This is a genomic window from Streptomyces sp. NPDC004327 (genome assembly GCF_042873935.1).
Lineage (GTDB): Bacteria > Actinomycetota > Actinomycetes > Streptomycetales > Streptomycetaceae > Streptomyces.
In genome coordinates, this window is sequence record NZ_JBIAME010000001.1 from 422468 (window position 1) to 440277 (window position 17810).

General features: G+C 73.4%; 17 protein-coding genes. 11 read left to right on the plus strand and 6 right to left on the minus strand.

The genetic code is table 11. The annotated features are described in order from the left end of the window. The first annotated feature begins 52 nt into the window (after positions 1-52). From ACFYU9_RS01820 to ACFYU9_RS01840, 5 genes are all read left to right on the plus strand, one after another. A complete protein-coding gene (locus tag ACFYU9_RS01820) occupies positions 53-1486 on the plus strand; it encodes a dihydrolipoyl dehydrogenase family protein (RefSeq protein ID WP_389209904.1) in 1434 nt (477 codons plus the stop codon). A 518-nt stretch (positions 1487-2004) separates the two neighbouring features. Continuing rightward, entirely contained in the window at positions 2005-2508 is a 504-nt protein-coding gene (locus ACFYU9_RS01825; protein WP_389209906.1) for a hypothetical protein, read from the plus strand. Positions 2509-2735: 227 nt separating this feature from the next. After that, the gene (locus ACFYU9_RS01830) at positions 2736-3251 is read left to right on the plus strand and encodes a cupin domain-containing protein (protein ID WP_389341411.1); all 516 of its coding nucleotides are present in this window, start codon (positions 2736-2738) and stop codon (positions 3249-3251) included. Further along, positions 3248-3652 (plus strand): VOC family protein, encoded by a 405-nt coding sequence (locus tag ACFYU9_RS01835; protein WP_389209910.1) that lies wholly within the window; start codon positions 3248-3250, stop codon positions 3650-3652. The genes ACFYU9_RS01830 and ACFYU9_RS01835 overlap by 4 nt, the downstream gene beginning before the upstream one ends. 272 nt (positions 3653-3924) lie before the next feature. Further along, entirely contained in the window at positions 3925-7689 is a 3765-nt protein-coding gene (locus tag ACFYU9_RS01840) for a choice-of-anchor D domain-containing protein (protein ID WP_389341414.1), read from the plus strand. Positions 7690-7738: 49 nt separating this feature from the next. On the opposite strand, the gene ACFYU9_RS01845 is transcribed toward ACFYU9_RS01840, so the two are convergent. From ACFYU9_RS01845 to ACFYU9_RS01860, 4 genes are all read right to left on the minus strand, one after another. Then, positions 7739-8629, minus strand: coding sequence for a F510_1955 family glycosylhydrolase (locus ACFYU9_RS01845; protein ID WP_389341417.1), 891 nt, complete (start codon positions 8627-8629; stop codon positions 7739-7741). Between the two features lie 193 nt (positions 8630-8822). After that, positions 8823-9479, minus strand: a complete 657-nt coding sequence (locus ACFYU9_RS01850; protein WP_389341420.1) for a DUF305 domain-containing protein — start codon at positions 9477-9479, stop codon at positions 8823-8825. Between the two features lie 94 nt (positions 9480-9573). Next, the gene (locus tag ACFYU9_RS01855; RefSeq protein ID WP_389341423.1) at positions 9574-10014 is read right to left on the minus strand and encodes a DUF6153 family protein; all 441 of its coding nucleotides are present in this window, start codon (positions 10012-10014) and stop codon (positions 9574-9576) included. A 255-nt stretch (positions 10015-10269) separates the two neighbouring features. Then, positions 10270-10557, minus strand: coding sequence for a tetratricopeptide repeat protein (locus ACFYU9_RS01860; RefSeq protein WP_389210387.1), 288 nt, complete (start codon positions 10555-10557; stop codon positions 10270-10272). Between the two features lie 188 nt (positions 10558-10745). Between ACFYU9_RS01860 and ACFYU9_RS01865 the strand changes: the two genes are divergently transcribed. After that, a complete protein-coding gene (locus ACFYU9_RS01865) occupies positions 10746-11711 on the plus strand; it encodes a pirin family protein (RefSeq protein ID WP_389341426.1) in 966 nt (321 codons plus the stop codon). Between the two features lie 208 nt (positions 11712-11919). Here the strand turns inward: ACFYU9_RS01865 and ACFYU9_RS01870 are convergent, their stop codons facing one another. Beyond that, positions 11920-12549, minus strand: a complete 630-nt coding sequence (locus ACFYU9_RS01870) for a type III effector protein (protein ID WP_389209923.1) — start codon at positions 12547-12549, stop codon at positions 11920-11922. A gap of 128 nt (positions 12550-12677) precedes the next feature. Here ACFYU9_RS01870 and ACFYU9_RS01875 point away from each other — a divergent pair, with 128 nt between their 5' ends. The 5 genes from ACFYU9_RS01875 (at position 12678) to ACFYU9_RS01895 (ending at position 16275) form a co-directional block, all read left to right on the plus strand. Further along, positions 12678-13109, plus strand: a complete 432-nt coding sequence (locus tag ACFYU9_RS01875; RefSeq protein ID WP_389209925.1) for an Hsp20/alpha crystallin family protein — start codon at positions 12678-12680, stop codon at positions 13107-13109. 102 nt (positions 13110-13211) lie between these two features. Beyond that, on the plus strand, positions 13212-13607 hold the full coding sequence (locus ACFYU9_RS01880) for a DUF2267 domain-containing protein (protein ID WP_389209927.1): 396 nt from the start codon (positions 13212-13214) through the stop codon (positions 13605-13607). A gap of 58 nt (positions 13608-13665) precedes the next feature. After that, a complete protein-coding gene (locus tag ACFYU9_RS01885) occupies positions 13666-14109 on the plus strand; it encodes a DUF2267 domain-containing protein (protein WP_389209929.1) in 444 nt (147 codons plus the stop codon). 381 nt (positions 14110-14490) lie between these two features. Beyond that, positions 14491-15750, plus strand: coding sequence for an SLC13 family permease (locus ACFYU9_RS01890; protein WP_389342935.1), 1260 nt, complete (start codon positions 14491-14493; stop codon positions 15748-15750). 3 nt (positions 15751-15753) lie between these two features. Then, positions 15754-16275, plus strand: coding sequence for a universal stress protein (locus ACFYU9_RS01895; protein ID WP_389209931.1), 522 nt, complete (start codon positions 15754-15756; stop codon positions 16273-16275). Between the two features lie 109 nt (positions 16276-16384). Here the strand turns inward: ACFYU9_RS01895 and ACFYU9_RS01900 are convergent, their stop codons facing one another. Beyond that, a complete protein-coding gene (locus ACFYU9_RS01900) occupies positions 16385-17665 on the minus strand; it encodes a glycoside hydrolase family 6 protein (RefSeq protein ID WP_389341429.1) in 1281 nt (426 codons plus the stop codon). Positions 17666-17810 lie beyond the last annotated feature (145 nt).

Consider the following 17810-nt stretch of genomic DNA (forward strand, 5'->3'; position numbering starts at 1 on the left):
AACGGCGTATCGGGCCGCGCTATTCCACGTCGCCGCCCCCAGACTGGAACCCATGACACTCGAGTACGACGTGGTGGTCCTGGGCGCCGGGCCGGTCGGGGAGAACGTGGTGGACCGGGTCAGGGCCGCCGGGCTCAGCTGCGCGGTGGTGGAGAGCGAACTGGTCGGCGGCGAATGCTCGTACTGGGCCTGCATGCCCAGCAAGGCGCTGCTCCGGCCCGCCATCGCCCGCTCCGAGGCCCGGCGGGTGCCCGGACTGCGCGGCCACGCCTTCGGACCGCTCGACGCCCACGAGGTGTTCGCCCACCGCGACTCCGTCGTCGGGGACTGGCAGGACGACGGCCAGGCCGACTGGGTGCGGTCGACCGGCGCCGACCTCTACCGCGGTCACGGCCGGCTCGACGGCCCCCGCCGCGTCACCGTACGGACGCCCGAGGGCGACCGGCACACGCTCACCGCCCGGCACGCCGTCGCCGTCTGCACCGGCAGCCGCGCGGTCCTGCCCGAACTGCCCGGACTCACCGGAGCCCGGCCCTGGACCAGTCGTGAGGCGACCAGTTCCAGCCAGGTTCCCGGCCGGCTCGTCGTGGTCGGCGGGGGAGTGGTCGCGGCCGAGATGGCGACCGCCTGGCAGGCCCTGGGCTCGCACGTCACCGTGCTCGTACGCGGCGGCGGACTGCTGTCCCGGATGGAGCCGTTCGCCGGCGAGCACGTCGCCGCCGCCCTCACCGAGCGCGGCGGCGAGGTCCGCACCGGCGTCTCGGTCACCGCGGTCGTACGGGACGGCAGCAGCGGCCCCGTCACCGTCGTCCTGGCGGACGGCGGCCACGTCGACGCCGACGAGGTGCTGTTCGCGACCGGGCGGCGGCCCCGCACCGAGGACATCGGCCTGGACACCGTCGGTCTCGCGCCCGGCTCCTGGTTCGACGTCGACGACAGCCTGCGGGTGGCCGGATTCGACTGGCTGTACGCCGTCGGCGACGTCAACCACCGCGCCCTGATGACCCACCAGGGCAAGTACCAGGCGCGGATCGCCGGCGCCGCCATCGCCGCCCGCGCCAAGGGCGACTCCGACCCCGCCCCCTGGGGCCCGCACAGCGCGACCGCCGACCACGCCGCCGTGCCCCAGGTCGTCTTCACCGACCCCGAGGCCGCCGCCGTCGGACTGACCCTCGCCGCCGCCCGCGCCGCCGGCCACCGGGCGCTGGCCGTCGACCTCGACCTGAGCTCGGTCGCCGGCGCCGGTCTGTACGCCAGCGGCTACCGCGGCCACGCCCGCCTCGTCATCGACCCCGACCGCGAAACCGTCCTCGGCGCCACCTTCGTCGGCCCCGGCATCGGCGAACTCCTCCACTCCGCCACCGTCGCCGTCACCGCCGAGGTCCCCCTCTCCCGCCTCTGGCACGCCGTTCCCGCCTACCCCACCCTGAGTGAGATCTGGCTCCGGCTCCTGGAGGCGTACCGCGACGGAGCGGGCACCTCATGACCCCACCGGAGCGCGCCAACGAGTACGACGCCGCCTGCGCCGGCTGCGGCCGCCCGGTCCCGGCGGGAGCCGGGCTGCTGCGGCACGGCCCCCACGGCTGGGAGGTCTACCACCCGGCACACGCTCCCGAGCCGGGTCCGCCGCCGCGCGGCGACCATCAGGGCTGGCACCGACGGCTACTGCTGTCGTTGGACATCGGATCCACCGGCCACCGCCCGGCCGTCGACCGGATCCGGTCCGCGGCGCTGCGCGGCAGCGACGGCACGGCCCGCGATTGGATCCTGGACGTCGGATCCGAAATCCAGCCTACGAATACCGGATCCGGGATGTTGGATCCGGTATCCAACATCCGAGGCCCGGGATCCGGCCTTCTGGATCCTGGATCCAACATCCCGCGCTCTGGATCCGATCTTCAGGATCCTGGATCCGGTCTCCGGGATCCTGGAGCCGACCTCCCGGATCCACCATCCGACCTCCCGGATGGTGGATCCAACACCCCGGACACCGGATCCGACCTCGTGGATCCAGCCGCCGCGCTCGACGAACTCGCCACCCTCGTCACCGCCCACCTCGCCGCCCATCACCTCCTCGTCGTCTGGTACGCCCCCCACGTCCTCTCCACCCTCCACGCCGAGCTCCTCCGCCACGACCTCGCCCCGCTCACCACCCGCCTCCCCGCCGGCGTCGCCCCGATCTGCGACCCCCTCGTGCTCGACCGCCACGCGGACCGCTACCGCCCCGGCAGCCGTTCCCTGCGGTCCGTCGCCGAGTGGTACGGCGTGCCGCACGCGCATCCCGGCGATCCCGGATCCGACGCCGCTGCGGCGCTGCTGCTCGCCGAGGAGATCGCCGCCCGGTACGCGCCGCTGGCCCGGCTCTCCCGTCCGGCCCTCCACACCGAGCAGATCCTCTGGAACGCGGAGCAGACGAGCCGTCACCCCGACGCCACCGACTGGCCGTTCACCCCGGTGGAGCCGCGGCCTTGGGAGCCGCCGCCGGACCAGGGCCCGTCGGAGCGCTGACCCGGCCGATTTCCGGCGCGCCACGGCAGGAAGATCCCCCGCGAGTTCCTCGTCCTGCTGCCCCATGGCACCCGCACCCGCGGCGCGTACCTGCACGACCTGCACCGGGGCCGCCGCGCCGCACCGGCGGTGTGGGCGCCGTGAGCCGGCGCCGGCCGGCTTCGGCGTACGGCGCCGGCGCGCAAACGGACTGGTGGGCTCGGATTCCCGGACCCTAAGGTCTCGCCATGATCGAAAACGGGACTGCCGAGACCACCGCCCCCTTCGCCCCCGTCCTCAGCCGCCACACCGAGGCCGAGACCTGCGCCGACCCGAGCAGCGTCATGACGCTCCTCGCCGACTCGCACCAGACCGCCGACGGCTTCACCAGCTATCGCTCCAGCTTCGCCGAGGGAGCCGTCGGCGCGCCCGCGCACTTCCACACCAAGGCGACCGAGCTGTTCTTCGTCATCAGCGGCTCCCTCCAGGTGCTGGTCGGCGAGGAGATCACCGTCCTGAACGGGGGCGACTTCCTCGCCGTGCCGCCGCACACCCCGCACGCCTTCGCCGCCGCCCCCGGATGCGAGGCCGACGTGCTGTTCGTCTTCACGCCCGGCATGGGCCGCTTCGACTACCTGCGCCTGCTCGGCCGCGTGATGCGCGGCGAGGCCGACCCGAAGGAGATCGCCGAGTCCGCCGAGCGGTACGACAACCACTACGTCGACAGCCCGGTCTGGCGCGCCGCCCTGGAGGCGGCCAAGTGATCGACGCCACCACCCACGTCCGCGTCGCCCGCCCCTCCCTCGACCTCGCCGCCGCCGAGCGCTTCTACGTCGACGGCCTGGGCCTCGACGTGCTGTGGCGCACGTCCGACCCCGCGCCGGGCGAGCACCAGCTGCTGATGGTCGGCCCGGCCGGCGGCGGCTGGCACTTCGAGCTGACCCTCGACCCGGCCGCCGAGCAGCCCCTCGTACCGGCGCCGACCGTCGACGACCTCTTCGTCGTCTATCTCGGCCGGCCGGTCGAGGACGCCCTGATCGACCGTCTGGTCGCCGCCGGGGGCACCCGGGTGCGGTCCCACAACCCCTACTGGGACGAGTACGGGGCCACCGTCGCCGACCCGGACGGCTACCGTCTCGTGCTCTGCTCCCGCACCTGGGGCTGAGACCAGGGCCGAAACCCGGGGCCGTGACCCGAGATCGAGCCCGCAACCGCCCAACCGCCACGCCGGCGGCCGGAACCCGTCGCGTGCCGCCGGCGTGAAGCGGCCATGCGGTGGCAGGAACGTCCGTCCAGGGGGTTCCCCCACCACCCGACCAGGTGAAGCATGCCGTTTCGGTGACGCGGACACCGCCGAGTAAGGCAGGCTCGCGCCACCATGTCCTCCGGCGGGGCACGCTCCGGTCTCCGCCCCCCGCGCACACAAGGGTGGAGACGATGACCGGCAGACGCAGGGCGCTCGCCAGAATCCTGACGATGTGTCTGATCCTCGGCACCGGCGGCGCGTTGCCGTCCGCGGCGGCCACCGCCAGGGACGGTGCCGCCGAGGCGGCCCCAGGTGCCCCGGCCGTGGACCGGGCGGCCGCCGCCGCCGACCAGACCACCATCTCCACCGACAATCTGCGCACCGGCTGGGACCGCAACGAACCCGGTCTCGCCCCCGGCCAGGTCTCCAGCTCCGACTTCGGCCAGCAGTTCTCCGCCACCGTCGACGGCCAGGTCTACGCCCAGCCCCTCGTCCTCGGCGGGACCCTGGTCGTCGCCACCGAGAACAACAAGGTCTACGGACTCGACCCGGCCTCCGGGAAGACCAACTGGACCAAGGACCTCGGCGAGCCCTGGCCCGCCTCGACCATCAACTGCGGCGACCTCGTGCCCAACATCGGCGTCACCTCGACCCCGGTGTACGACCCGGCGAGCGGCGCGTTCTACCTCACCGCGAAGGTCAACGACGGCGCGGACGCCCAGCACCCCAACTGGTACGTGCACGCCATCGACCCCGCCACGGGCGCCGAACGCAGCGGCTGGCCGGTCAAGGTCGCGGGCGCCCCCACCAACGACCCGTCCCGCGCCTTCAACCCGTACACCGCCAACCAGCGCCCCGGACTGCTGCTCATGGGCGGCTCGGTCTACGCCACCTTCGCCTCCCACTGTGACCGCGGCCCCTACGTCGGCTACGTCCTGGGCGTCAACACCAGCACCCGCAAGACCACTCTGTGGGCCACCGAGGACTCCTCCGCCGACGGCAAGGCCGGCATCTGGATGAGCGGCGGCGGTCCGGTCTCCGACGGCCCCGGCCGGATCATCGTCACCACCGGAAACGGCGTCACCCCCGCGCCCGGCCCCGGCAAGATGCCGCCCGGCCAGCTCTCCGAATCGGTCGTCCGGCTCGGCGTCAACAGCGACGGCACCATGTCCGCGCAGGACTTCTTCGCCCCGAGCAACGCCAACCAGCTCGACCTCAACGACACCGACTTCGGCTCCGGCGCCCCCGTCGGCCTTCCCGACTCCGCCTTCGGCACCAGCGCCCACCCCCACCTCCTCGTGCAGATCGGCAAGGACGGCCGCCTCTTCCTCCTCGACCGCGACGACCTCGGCGGCCGCAGCCAGGGACCGAACGGCACCGACAAGGTGCTCGGCAAGTTCGGTCCGTACGAGGGAGTCTGGGGCCACCCGGCCGTGTACGGCGGTGAGGGCGGCTACGTCTACACCATCGGCTCCAAGGGCCCGCTGCGCGCCTTCCAGTACGGCCTGACCGGCGCCGGGATGCCCGCCCTCACCAACACCGGCCGCAGCCCCGAGACCTTCGGCTACACCTCCGGCTCGCCCGTGATCACCTCCACCGGCACCAACCCCGGCTCCGCGCTCGTCTGGGCGGTCTACACGGACGGCAGCAACGGCGCGAACGGCCAGCTCCGCGCGTACGACGCCATCCCGGTCAACGGCACGCTCCATCTGCGCTGGTCCGCGCCGATCGGCACCGCCGCCAAGTTCTCCACCCCCGCCACCGACGGCGGCCGGGTGTACGTCGGCACCCGCGACGGCCATGTCCTCGGCTTCGGCCGGCCCGCCAACGCCGCGCTCAACAGCAATCCCGTCGACTTCGGCAAGGTCGCCGTCGGCACCACCAAAAACGCCACGGCCACCGTCACCGCGACCCGTGACGTCACCGTCAACTCCGTGAGCACCCCGTCCGGCAGCGCCTTCTCCGCGAGCCCGAGCGGACTGCCGCGTACCCTCCACGCAGGTGACACCTACTCCGTACCCGTCTCCTTCTCACCGACCACGCCCGGCGCCGACAGTTCGGTGCTCACCCTCGCCACCAACCTCGGCGAGAGCGCCGTCGGCCTGACCGGCTACGGCACCCGGCCCGGCCTCTACGCCTCGCCCGCCTCCCTCGACTTCGGCACGGTCGCCACGGGCACGAGCAAGTCGCTCGGCGTCACCCTCACCAACACCGGCACGGCGTCCGAGACCGTCTCCGCGACCGTCCCGCCCGGCGCCCCGTTCAGCGCCACCGGACTGCCGGCGAACGGCACCGTCGTCCAGCCCCAGCAGTCCGTCTCCGTCCAGGTGACCTACGCGCCGACGGCCAACGCCGACGACACCGGCAGCCTCTCCGTCACCGGACAGAACGGCACCGTCACCGTCGACCTCAAGGGCAGCGCCGTCACCGGCCAGGCCAAGCTGACCATCACCCCGACGTCGACCGACTTCGGCACCGTGAAGGTCGGTCAGTCCGTCACCAAGACCTTCGACATCAGCAACACCGGCAACATCCCGCTCACCATCACCAAGGCCAAGGCGCCCGCGGCGCCCTTCCAGGTCAGCAACCCGCTCAGCGAGGGCCAGGTGATCGGCCCCGAGGACGTGATCCACCAGGCCGTCACCTTCGCGCCGACATCCGTCGGCACCGTGAACGCGAGTTACGACCTCACCGCGGACGACGGCCAGGGCGCCCTCTCCGAGGGCCTCGTCGGCACCGGCGCCGCCGGCACCGGCGTCACCATCCCCGGCCCCAACGCGGGCGGCTGGACGCTCAACGGCAACGCCCAGATCTCCGGCAACGACCTCCAGCTCACCCAGGCCACCGCGAACCAGCGCGGCACCGCCGTCTGGCCCGTGCCCGTGCTCACCGACGGCCTCAAGGCCACCTTCACCACCGTCATCGGCGGCGGCACCGGCGCCGACGGCCTCGGCTTCGCCCTGCTCGACCCGGCCCGCACCACCCCGGGCGCCCTCGGCGCCGGCGGCGGCGGCCTCGGCTACAGCGGGCTGCCCGGCGTGGCCGTCACCTTCGACACGTACGACAACGGCGCCAACGACCCGTCGGCCAACTTCGTCGGCATCGCCACCAGCGGCAGCGGCCCGACCCTCACCTACGCCTCCACCACGACCAACGTCCCCAACCTGCGTTCCGGCGGGCACACGGTGAACCTCGCCGTCAGCGGCACCACCCTCACCGTCTCGATCGACGGCACCCAGCGGCTCAGCACCAGCGTGGCCTCGCTGCCGCCGAGCGCGCTCGTCGCCTTCACCGGCGGCACCGGCGGCAAGACCGACATCCACGCCGTGCGCAGGGCGAGCGTCACCGCCGGCGCGTACGCCGTGCCGCCGCCCGGCCCCAACGGCTGGACGTACAACGGCAGCGCCGCGATGTCCGGCACCAGCCTCGAACTCACCCCGGTCCAGACCTACCAGCGCGGCTCGGCCGTCCAGGCCACCGCCGTGCCCTCGGCGCACCTCAAGGCCCGCTTCACGGCCACCATCGGGGGCGGCACCGGCGCCGACGGACTCACCCTGATGTTCCTCGACGCGAGCAAGACGACGCCGAAGGCGCTCGCCGCCAACAGCGGCGGCAGCCTCGGCTTCGCCGGGCTGCCCGGCATCGCCGTCACGCTCGACACCTACAAGAACGGAGCCAACGACCCCTCGGCCAACTTCGTGGCCGTGGCCACCGGAGGCAGCGGCACCGACCTCACGTACGCGGCCACGGCCACCAACGTGCCCAACCTGCGCTCCGGCAGCCACACCGTCGACGCCGTCGTCACCAGTACGGGACACCTCCAGGTCAGCATCGACGGCACCCGGGTCATCGACGTCGCCGTGACCCTGCCGAAGAACGTCCTGGTCGGCTTCAGCGGGTCGACCGGCGGCCGGACCGACCGGCACACCATCACCGGCGTGCGGGTCGGTTACTGAGTCGGCTACTGACAGGAGACCAGCAGGGAGCGTCCGGGCGGCGGCGGCCTCAGTGGCCGTCGCCGCCCGTCGTCACGGCCATCCGGCGGACGAAGGTCCGGCCGCCGTCCGCCGACTCGTACACCCCGTCCCGCGTGGCCGCGAGCACCCGGCGCGCGTCGACCGCCGTCAGCGCCTGCGGAGCCCCGCCCGGCACCGTCCCGACCCGGCTCCAGGTCCCGCCCGCGTCCGTGCTGCGCAGCAGCACGCCCTGCGGGTCGACGCCGAACAGCGCGTCCGGGGCGGCCCAGGAGACGTACGCCACGAGCCGCGGCGAGGCCGGCGCGCCGAAGGTCCGGCCGCCGTCGGTGCTGTGGACCACGCCCCGCTCGGTGGTGGCCAGGACGGTTCCGGGGGCGGCGGGCGAGGCCGCGATGTCCAGGGCGCGCAGCTCGGCGCGGTCCTCCCAGGTGACACCGTCCGCGCTGGCGCGCAGCCGCCCGTTGGTGGCGTCGTAGCCGTACACGGTGGAGTCGGCGGCGGCGCCGGCGGCCGTGTCGAGGGCGTGGAAGTCGACCTCCCCGGCCAGGGACCTCGTCGTCCAGGTCGCGCCCCGGTCGGTGGACTCGATCAGCCCGAGGTCGGCGGGGCCGTCGCCGCCGGGCGCCGGGTGGCCGCTCGCCAGGAAGCTGCCGCGCGCGGTCACGGTGAAGCCCATGAAGTCGTCCCGGCGCGTGCCGACGAGGACGGGCCGCCCGTCGGCGCCGGGCGTGTAGACGCCGTTGTGGGTGGCGACGTAGAGCGTGCCTTGGAAGGCGCCGACGCCGTGGATGTGGCTGAGGGCGCCGGCGCTGCCGTCGCCCGTATCGGAGCCCGAGCCCGTATCGGAGCCGCAGGAGGTCAGGGCGAGGGAGAGGGCGAGGAGGGCGGAGGCCGCCCACGCGGTGCGGTGCTTGTTCACGGTGGTGTGGTTCCAGGGGTACGGGGGAGAGGGCGGCCCCGCACGATCGGTGCGGGGCCGCCAGGGAGACGCGGGCGCCGGAGACGCGCGCAGGGGACGCGGGCGCCGGGGAGACGCACGCAGGGGAGACGGGCGCCGGAGACGCGGGCGCCGCGGGGACAGGCGCCCGGGGGAGACGGGCGCCCGGCGCGGGTCAGAGCCGCGCGAGGATCTTCTTCAGCTGCGCGATCTCGGCGGTCTGCGTGCGCACCACGTCGTCGGCCACCTGCTTGGCCGCCGGATCGCCGCCGCCCTGCTGCTCCGTCTTCGCCATGGAGACCGCGCCCTCGTGGTGGGCGATCATCAGCTCGGCGAACCTCTTGTCGAAGGCCGTGCCCTTCGTGGCGGCCAGGTCCTTCATCTGCTGGTCGGTCATCATCCCGCCCATGTTGTGGCCGGAGCCGCCCATGGACTCCGGCTCGCCCCAGCCCTTGAGCCAGGACTTCATCTTCCGGATCTCCGGGTCCTGCGCCTTCTCGATGTCCCCGACGATCTCCTTGATCTCCGGGTCCTGGGCGCGGGTGTCGGCGAGCTTCGCCATCTCCAGGGCCTGCTCGTGGTGCGGGATCATCATCTGCGCGAACATCACGTCCGCGTCGTTGAACTTCCCGGCGCTGTCGCCGCCGCCCGTGGCGGCCGGGGCGGCGGCGCTCGCGGAGGTCTTGCCGCCGTGGTCCATGCCGGCCATGGAGCCGCCGGAGCCGCTGTCGGAGCCGCCGCAGGCGGCGAGCAGTAGCGCGGCGGCCGCCAGGCCGCCGGTCACGGCGAGCTTGCGGGCGGTGCGGTTCTTGAAAGGCGTCTGGGCACGCATGTGGATCACACCTCGTGTGTGTCGGTGGTTCCTGCTGGGTTCGGTCGTACGCGTCCGCGGGCAGCGTGATGCGCCCGCACGGTGGCGGTACGGCCTAGATCCGCAGGACCGACAGTCGAGCGAGGTCGGGCGGCCGGGGCGGCGCGTTCGGGCCGAGGGCCGGGCGCAGCCGCGCCTGGAGCGGCGTGATGCCGTCCGGCCGGCGGGCCAGGGCGGCGCGGACGAGCGCGGCGAGCAGCCAGGCGCCGAGGACGGCCACGCAGAGCGTGGTCATGTCCATTCCGGTGCCGGAGTCGTGCGAGGAAGGCGACGACGGCGCGGGGGAGGAGTGGTGGGCCGAGCCGGTGGCCGGGCCGTCGACGTGGGCCGGTGCGGCGGAGTGCGTCATGGTGCCGCCGTCCATGGCGGCGGAGCCCTCCGGGTGGCCGACCGAGTGCATCACGAAGACGCCGAGCGCGAGCACGACGACGAGCAGCAGGCGCGCCAGGGCGCCGCCGGCCCGACCGCCGACGATCCGCTCTCGTCCGGTGTGCACCGCTTCGACCTCCTTCCACTCCTCTCCGGCCGACCCTACCGGATACCCCATGCGGGTACCCATCGGGATGCCCGAACGGACGGCGAAAGGCCGGCGGCGCCCCGCTCTGCAGGGGCGCCGCCGGCCTCGGGTCCGGCCCCGGAACGGCTTCGCGCGTCACTCCGCGTATGTCACTTCGGGACCGTCATTCCGCGTACGTCGTACGTCCTTGGCGTACTTCCGCGCACGTACTTCCGTGCACGTCCTCCGCGCACGTCACTCCGGCAGGTCGCCGACCATCGCACCGGCCAGGCGCAGATGCGGCGCGGCCTCCTCGCGGCGGCCCTGGCGTTCCAGGGTGCGGCCGAGCATCAGCCGGGCGTAGTGCTCGACGGGATCGCGCTCCACGATGACCCGCAGCTCCTCCTCGGCCCGGGCGAGCTGGGCGGAGTGGTAGTAGGCCCGGGCGAGCAGCAGTCGCTGTGCCGTCTGCTCCGGGTGCTCGGTCACCAGGCCGCGCAGGATCCGGGCCGCGGTCAGATACTCCTTCGCCTCGAAGAACATCTGCGCGCGGTCCCAGCGGTCGGCTGCCGTGCCGAACTCGTAGTAGGTCTCGTCGCTCACCGGGGCCTCGTCTCTCCTGTCGCCCTTACTGACGCTTGCCACAACACATGACTATGGTTGAACATTCCATCAATATTGTGGTGCGGGTCCCCGCCCCACGGCACCCCGACAGGAATAGGTTGAGCGCCATGAGCAATCTTGATCGCCAGGCCGCCCTTCAGGTCTGCGGCGGCCGGGGCTTCGTGGCCGCCGAACCGGTGCGGGAACTCCTCAGCCCCCGCCACGTCCAGCTCGGCGAATCCACCGAGGTCCGCCGGCTGCTCCCCAACCTGGGCCGCCGCATGGTCGGCGCCTGGGCCTTCGTCGACCACTACGGCCCCGACGACATCGCCGACGAGCCGGGCATGCAGGTCCCGCCCCACCCGCACATGGGGCTGCAGACCGTCAGCTGGCTCCACGAGGGCGAGGTGCTGCACCGCGACTCCACCGGCAGCCTGCAGACCATCCGGCCGCGCGAACTCGGCCTGATGACCTCCGGCCGGGCCATCTCCCACTCCGAGGAGAGCCCCCGGGCGCACGCCCGCTATCTGCACGGAGCCCAGCTCTGGGTCGCCCTGCCCGACGCCCACCGGCACGTCGAGCCCCACTTCCAGCACCACGCCGAACTCCCGCACGTCACGGCCCCCGGCCTCACCGCCACGGTCATCCTCGGCGAACTCGACGGCGCCGCCTCGCCGGGCACCGCGTACACCCCCATCGTCGGCGCCGACCTCGCCCTCGCCGCCGGCACCGAGACCCGGCTGCCGCTCGAACCCGACTTCGAGTACGCGGTCCTCTCCATGTCAGGCGAGGCCCACGTCGACGGCGTGCCCGTCCTGCCCGGCTCGATGCTCTACCTCGGCTGCGGCCGCACCGAACTCCCGCTGCGCGCCGTCTCCGACGCGGGCCTGATGCTCCTCGGCGGCGAGCCCTTCGCCGAGGAGATCGTCATGTGGTGGAACTTCGTGGGCCGCACGGACGAGGAGATCCGCACGGCCCGCGAGCAGTGGATGACGGGCGACCGCTTCGGCGAGGTCAAGGGCTACGACGGCGCCCGCCTCGACGCGCCGGAGGTCCCGGCGACCCAGCTGAAGGCACGGGGACGGGTGCGCTGACCTGGGATTTCCTCCTCGTGGCTCGTGTCTGAAGGGACCGAGCACATCAACCGGCCGCCCCGGCCACCCGCCGCCCCCTGTCCAGGCACTGCTTGGTGAGGGGGCAGGCCGGGTGGACCCGCAGGGCGGCCGCGTTGGTCTGCGGCTCTCCGTCGTTCGCCTGAGGGCGGACGTTGACCGGGTTGTCGTCGCGGTGCGCCGGGCGGGGTCAGGGAGGTGTCAGGGAGTCGAGCCGGGCGGTGAGGTCGGGGTGGCCTGCGGCCAGATGCGGGCGGGCGGCGGTCAGGGGTGCGATGAGGTCGGCGGGATCGTCGTGGGCGAGGGCCGCGTGGAGCTCGCTGACCGGGCGGCGGGCGGCCGGGGGAAGGTCGGTGAGAGCGGTGATCTGGCCGGCGAGGCGACGCAGATCGGCCGCGTTGCGCCGTGCCCAGGCGGCGGTGCTGCGGTCGGCGGCCCGGGCCTGACGGGTGGCCTGGACGCGCTGCTCGCCGGTGGTCCCGGCAGGCCCGGGGCGCCCGCGCAGGTAGCGGCGCTCCGCGGCCTGCCGGCTGGCGACGCCGAGGGGGTGGGCGAGGTCGGCCCAGCTGGCGCCCGCGTCGCGGGCCGTTTCGATCAGGCCGGTCTCCCACCCGGCGAGCTGCTCGCGCACCTGCCGCAACAGGATCAGCGAGGCGAGGGCCTGCTCCGGGCCCGGCCCGGCATCGGAGGCGTTCGGGGCCTCCTGCTGGGCTTCGCGCAAGGCGTCGTCTATGGCGTTGAGAGCCGCCGCGGCGGCGAGGAACGACGCCGGACTGTGGGCGTCGGCGCGGGACGGAGACGGCTGGTCGGCCGGGGTCACGGACACCTCCCTCGGGTTGTCATCATGCTGACGACATCATGTTTGTCATCCATTGGATGACATGTTACAACAGTGTCAGTGCAGCGCATTGGCAGCCATTGCCTACAACCCGCTGGAGGTGTTTCACGATGTTGATGCGCACTGACCCCTTCCGTGAGCTGGACCGGATGGCTCAGCAGCTGATGGGCCCGGGGACCTGGTCGAGGCCGTCGGTGATGCCGATGGACGCCTACCGCGAGGGTGACGAGTACGTGGTGGCCTTCGACCTTCCCGGCGTCACCGCGGACGCGATCGACATCGACGTCGAGCGCAACATGCTGACCGTCAAGGCCGAGCGCCGGCCGGTGGCGAAGTCCGACGACGTGCAGATGGAACTGTCCGAGCGGCCGCTGGGCGTCTTCTCCCGCCAGATCGTGCTCGCCGACACCCTCGACACCGAGCACATCAAGGCCGACTACGACGCGGGCGTGCTCACCCTGCGCATCCCGATCGCCGAGCGCGCGAAGCCCCGCAAGATCTCCATCGGCGTCGGGACCGGCCACAAGGAGATCTCCGGCTGACACGGCCGGACCGGTGCGGAGGACGGGCACCTCATCTCCCCTTCACTCCCGTCCTCCGCACCCCCGTGGGCAGGCCGGAGAACCAGGAGGGGTGACTGCGAGATGACAATGCGACGCGAAGCGTTCCTCGACCACGTCAAGGAACGCGGCAAGTACGGCACCGTGGAGGAAGCCGAGCGCGCGGCCCGTGTGGTCCTCGCCCTGCTCGGCGCACACCTGGTCGGCGAGGTCCGCGCCCATCTCGCGGCACGCCTGCCGGAGGAATTCGCCCTGATCCTCCTCAACCCGCTGCAGAGCGCCGAGCCGCTGTCGGCGGAGCGGTTCGTGCGGGCGACGGCGGCCTGGATCGAGGGTGCCACCGAGCAGACCGCGACGTGGGACGTCAGCGCCGTGCTGTCCACGGTCGCCGACACCGCCGGCGACGAGATGCTGGGGCAGATCCTGCTCCAGCTCCCCACCGGCTACGACCTCCTCTTCGGCCGCCCCCAATCCACCTGACCACCGGTGCCGCACACCGGCACCCCGACCCTGGCTTGACGAAAGGCATCCACCGCAAATGATCACCGACGTGCGCGTACCGCTTGAGCACCAGCAGTCGTACTCGACGGCGTATGAGCAGATGCTGGAGAGGGTCCGCTACGAAGGCGCCTATCCCGACCGCGAGCGGGCGGACGAAGCCATCCGCCTGGTCCTGGCGGGGCTGGGACGCCAGCTGACCGGCGACGAACGTGTCGACCTGGCCGCCCGCCTGCCCCTGGAGGCCGCCCGCGTCCTGGCCGCGCAGATCCCCGACCCTCAGCCGCTGGGAGGCTGGGAGTTCGTCAAGGACCTCGCCGCCCGCTCCGGCGCCTCCCTGGCCACCACCCGCTGGGACACCGGATCCGTCTTCGCCGCCGTCACCGCCCACGCCGGCCCCGACCTGATCACCCGCATCCTCCGCCAGCTCCCCGCCGGCTGGGCCCTGCTGTTCGGCCAGGCCGAACTCAACCCCGCCGCGTAAGGGGGGCACCCGGCACCCGGGCGGCAACCGGGCCCCGCCGCGATCCCCTCCGGCCGGGCCCGTGAGGAAGTCCCCGATCCGTCGCGATCGGGGACTTCCGCCTTTCCGCCGCACTCGGGGACTTCCGCCCTGTCGCTCACTGCGCCCGACTCGGCGAGCAGGACACCGGGGCCCCCGCCAGCAGGGCGGTGGAGAGACGGGACGAGCGAGACGGTGGCATGTGCGGCTCCGTGCGGGTCGTCAGCACGCCCGCACCGACACGGGATCGACGCGATGGCGCGAAGTCGACCCGCTGGCCGGTTCACGCGAGTCGATGTCCGTGCGGGTAGCGTTCGGGGCAATGCTGCAGGCGGTCGACCGCCGCGACGGAAGGACCCGACTCTGAACGCCCAGCTCGCGGAGGTCCTGTCCGCGACCCTGCTCGTCCTCGTGCTGGCCTGTGCGGTCATCCGCCCCTTCGGGTGGCCGGAGGCGGTCGTGGCCGTCCCGGCCGCCGTCCTGGTGATCGTCACCGGGGCCATTTCCCTCGACGACGCCCTGGCCGAGGCGGAACGGCTCGGGCCGGTGATCGGCTTCCTGGCGGCCGTACTGGTGCTGGCTCAGCTCTGCGACGACGAGGGGCTGTTCCAGGCCTGCGGGGCGTGGATGGCGCGTACGGCGGCGGGCCGGCCGCGCCGGCTGCTCGCCCAGGTGTTCCTGGCCGCGTCGGTGATCACCGCCGTGCTCAGCCTGGACGCCACGGTCGTGCTCCTGACCCCGGTGGTGTTCGCCACCGCGGCCCGTATCGGCGCCCGGCCGAAGCCCCATGTGTACGCCTGCACCCACCTGTCGAACACGGCCTCCCTGCTGCTGCCCGTCTCCAACCTCACCAACCTCCTGGCCTTCGCGGCCAGCGGGCTCAGCTTCACCCGGTTCGCCGCCCTGATGGCCCTGCCGTGGGCAGCCGCGATCGCTGTCGAATACCTGGTCTTCCGGCGCTTCTTCGCCACCGACCTGGACGCGGGAGCGACGGCCCCGGCCGTCGTCGAACCGCCGCCGCTGCCGCTGTTCGCCCTGGTGACCGTCGGATGCACGCTCGCAGGTTTCGTGCTGACCTCCGTGCTCGGCGTCAACCCGGCGTGGGCCGCCCTGGCAGGCGCCCTCGCCCTCGCCGTACGGGCCCTCGTCCGCCGCCGCACCACTCCCCGTGCACTGGTCCGCGCCGCCTCCGTGCCCTTCCTCGCCTTCGTCCTGGCCCTCGGGATCGTGGTCCTGGCGGTGGTGGACAACGGTCTCGACGACGCCCTGGGACACCTGATCCCCGACGGCACCGGCCTGCCGGAACTCCTCGCCCTCGCCGGACTGGCCGCCGTCCTCGCGAACGTCATCAACAACCTGCCCGCGGTCCTGGTACTCCTGCCGCTGACCGCCCCGTCCGGGCCCGGCGCCGTCCTCGCCGTCCTGCTCGGGGTGAACATCGGCCCCAACCTCACCTACGCCGGCTCGCTGGCCACCTTGCTGTGGCGGCGCATCGTCCACGCCCACGACGGGGAGGTGGAGCTGAAGGAGTTCACCCGGCTCGGCGTGTACGCGGTACCCACGAGCCTGGCCGCCGCAGTCCTGGCACTGTGGCTCTCGCTGACCGTCATCGGAGGAGGCTGACCCATGGCCGTGGTCGTCTGGATCGTCGAGGGCACCTGGCGCGCCTGCGTGGACGCCGCCCGCGCACACGCCCCGCAGGACGCCGACATCGCCCTCTTGCACGTCACCCCCGCCGACGTCCCGGGCGCCGCGCACGGCGCCTTCGCCGGACTCCTCGGCCGCGGACACCCCGCGGGGCACCGCCCGGCCGAAGGCTGGGGGAGGGACCCCGGCACGCGCCTTGAACACCTCGCCGCCACCTCCGCGCGGCAACTGCTCCAGGACGCCGCCGACCGCCTGGAACGCCCCTGCACGCGAACCGAACGCACCGGTCGCGTCGAGCGCGAGGTCGTCGCCGCGGCCGAGGGCAGCGACCTGCTGATCCTGGCCCGGGACGGCGACCGCACCCACCTCGGACCGCACAGCCTCGGCCCCGCGGCGCGCTTCGTCGTCGACCACGCCCCCTGTCCGGTGCTGCTCGTGTGGCCCGAACCGCCGCCGGGGCTGCCCACCATGCCTCCCCCTCCTCCGCATCACACCGTCTGACGGGCGACGCCCCCCGACCGGCCACCGGCGGGGGCCGCCCGGGCGACCGGCTCCCGCGCGGGAGCCGTCCCGTGGCCGACGTGGACGGGGGACGGGGGACGAGCGGAGCTCAGCGGTTGAAGGTCAGCCGCGGTGCCGCGTTGCGGGCCAGTGTGTGGGCCTGGTCGGGCCACCAGGTGCCGGCGGGCGGGTCGACGATGCCGTACTCGGGGTCGGTCGTGCCGCCGGTGTTGCGGGTGCAGCTGCCGTCGGACTCGCCCGGGACCTTGATCCACAGGTAGGCGTCGACGAGCGGTACACCGGTGTCGGCGGTCGGGCGCGGGCCGAGGCCGCGGCCGGGCGCGTTGCACCAGATCTCCGGGTCGCCGGTGTACTTGCCGGGCTCCGGGGTCCAGGCGCCCAGGCCGTTGCGGCTGGTGTCGATGACGAAGTGGTGCAGCGCGTCGTTCGGCGGGGTGCCCACGCTCTGGTCGAACCAGGCGTCGGTCCAGCGCCAGGTGGCGGGGTCGGCGGAGTCGACCGCGTTGCCCGGGACGCCGTCGTTGGGCGCGGCGGGCGAGAAGTACTGGGTGGCGCACCAGTCGGTGTGGCCGCGGGCGTACTCGGGTCCCTCGGTGGCGAACCACATGCACTTCGCTATCCAGGTGCCGTAGCGCGCGTTGTGGTCGGTGGGGTGGGTGTTGGACACGTTGAGGGCGAAGCCGTCGCTGTCCTGGACGCCGGCGTCGAGCAGTCGCCGCGCCATCTCGCCCACGGGCCGCCACAGGACGTTGCCCGCGTCGAGATAGACCGCGGTGCGGGCCTTGGACTTGATGGTCCTGACCGCGTACGCGAGGTCGGCGACGCGGGCCGCCGTGAGTTCGCCGGTGGGGTCCACGCCCGGCCCGCAGTCGCCGGGGAGGAGGGCGAGGCCGTCGGGCTCGACCACGACGACGGCCTTGCCGTCGCCGATACCGGCGGCGAAGGCGTCGATCCACTGCCGGTAGGCGGCGGAGGAGGCGGCACCGCCGCTGGAGTACTGGCTGCAGTCCCGGCCCGGCACGTTGTAGGCCACCAGGACGGGGGTCCGGTTCACCACCCGGGCATCGCGGACCAGGCTTCTCACCTTGGCCCGGACCTCGTCGGGTGTGCCCTCGGTGAACCATTCGGCCTGCGGCCAGCTCGCGAGCTGGGCCATGTTCACGGCGTTCGCGAAGTCGCCGCTCCTGAGGTCGGCGAGCGCCTGCTCGGCGGCCTTGCCGTGCGGGTCCACGTAGAACCTCGTGGCCGGGGTGAGCGTGTCCGCGGCGGGTGCGGCCCGGGCCTGACCCTGCGCCGCCGTGAGGGCGGCGCAGGCCGCGAGTGCCGCGAGGGCGGCGGTCGCGCGGCGCCGTAGGCTGCGTGGCTTCATGAGGGCTCCTGGTCGGAGGGATGGGGTGAGGAGGGCGGGTGGTACCTGTGGCCCGGTCGCGGCGGGGCGGTGGGGCGGCAGGGCGGTGGGGCGGCTGGGCGGCGGGGCGGTGGGGCGGCGGACACCGGGTCACAGGAGCCGGATG

What these genes read in the sequence shown, in the direction of transcription:
- ACFYU9_RS01820 (WP_389209904.1), top strand. Translation starts at nt 53, where the DNA reads ATGACACTCGAGTACGACGTGGTGGTCCTGGGCGCCGGGCCGGTCGGG.
- ACFYU9_RS01830 (WP_389341411.1), top strand. Translation starts at nt 2,736, where the DNA reads ATGATCGAAAACGGGACTGCCGAGACCACCGCCCCCTTCGCCCCCGTC.
- ACFYU9_RS01840 (WP_389341414.1), top strand. Translation starts at nt 3,925, where the DNA reads ATGACCGGCAGACGCAGGGCGCTCGCCAGAATCCTGACGATGTGTCTG.
- ACFYU9_RS01850 (WP_389341420.1), bottom strand. Translation starts at nt 9,479, where the DNA reads ATGCGTGCCCAGACGCCTTTCAAGAACCGCACCGCCCGCAAGCTCGCC.
- ACFYU9_RS01860 (WP_389210387.1), bottom strand. Translation starts at nt 10,557, where the DNA reads ATGTTCTTCGAGGCGAAGGAGTATCTGACCGCGGCCCGGATCCTGCGC.
- ACFYU9_RS01865 (WP_389341426.1), top strand. Translation starts at nt 10,746, where the DNA reads ATGAGCAATCTTGATCGCCAGGCCGCCCTTCAGGTCTGCGGCGGCCGG.
- ACFYU9_RS01875 (WP_389209925.1), top strand. Translation starts at nt 12,678, where the DNA reads ATGTTGATGCGCACTGACCCCTTCCGTGAGCTGGACCGGATGGCTCAG.
- ACFYU9_RS01880 (WP_389209927.1), top strand. Translation starts at nt 13,212, where the DNA reads ATGACAATGCGACGCGAAGCGTTCCTCGACCACGTCAAGGAACGCGGC.
- ACFYU9_RS01885 (WP_389209929.1), top strand. Translation starts at nt 13,666, where the DNA reads ATGATCACCGACGTGCGCGTACCGCTTGAGCACCAGCAGTCGTACTCG.
- ACFYU9_RS01895 (WP_389209931.1), top strand. Translation starts at nt 15,754, where the DNA reads ATGGCCGTGGTCGTCTGGATCGTCGAGGGCACCTGGCGCGCCTGCGTG.
- ACFYU9_RS01900 (WP_389341429.1), bottom strand. Translation starts at nt 17,665, where the DNA reads ATGAAGCCACGCAGCCTACGGCGCCGCGCGACCGCCGCCCTCGCGGCA.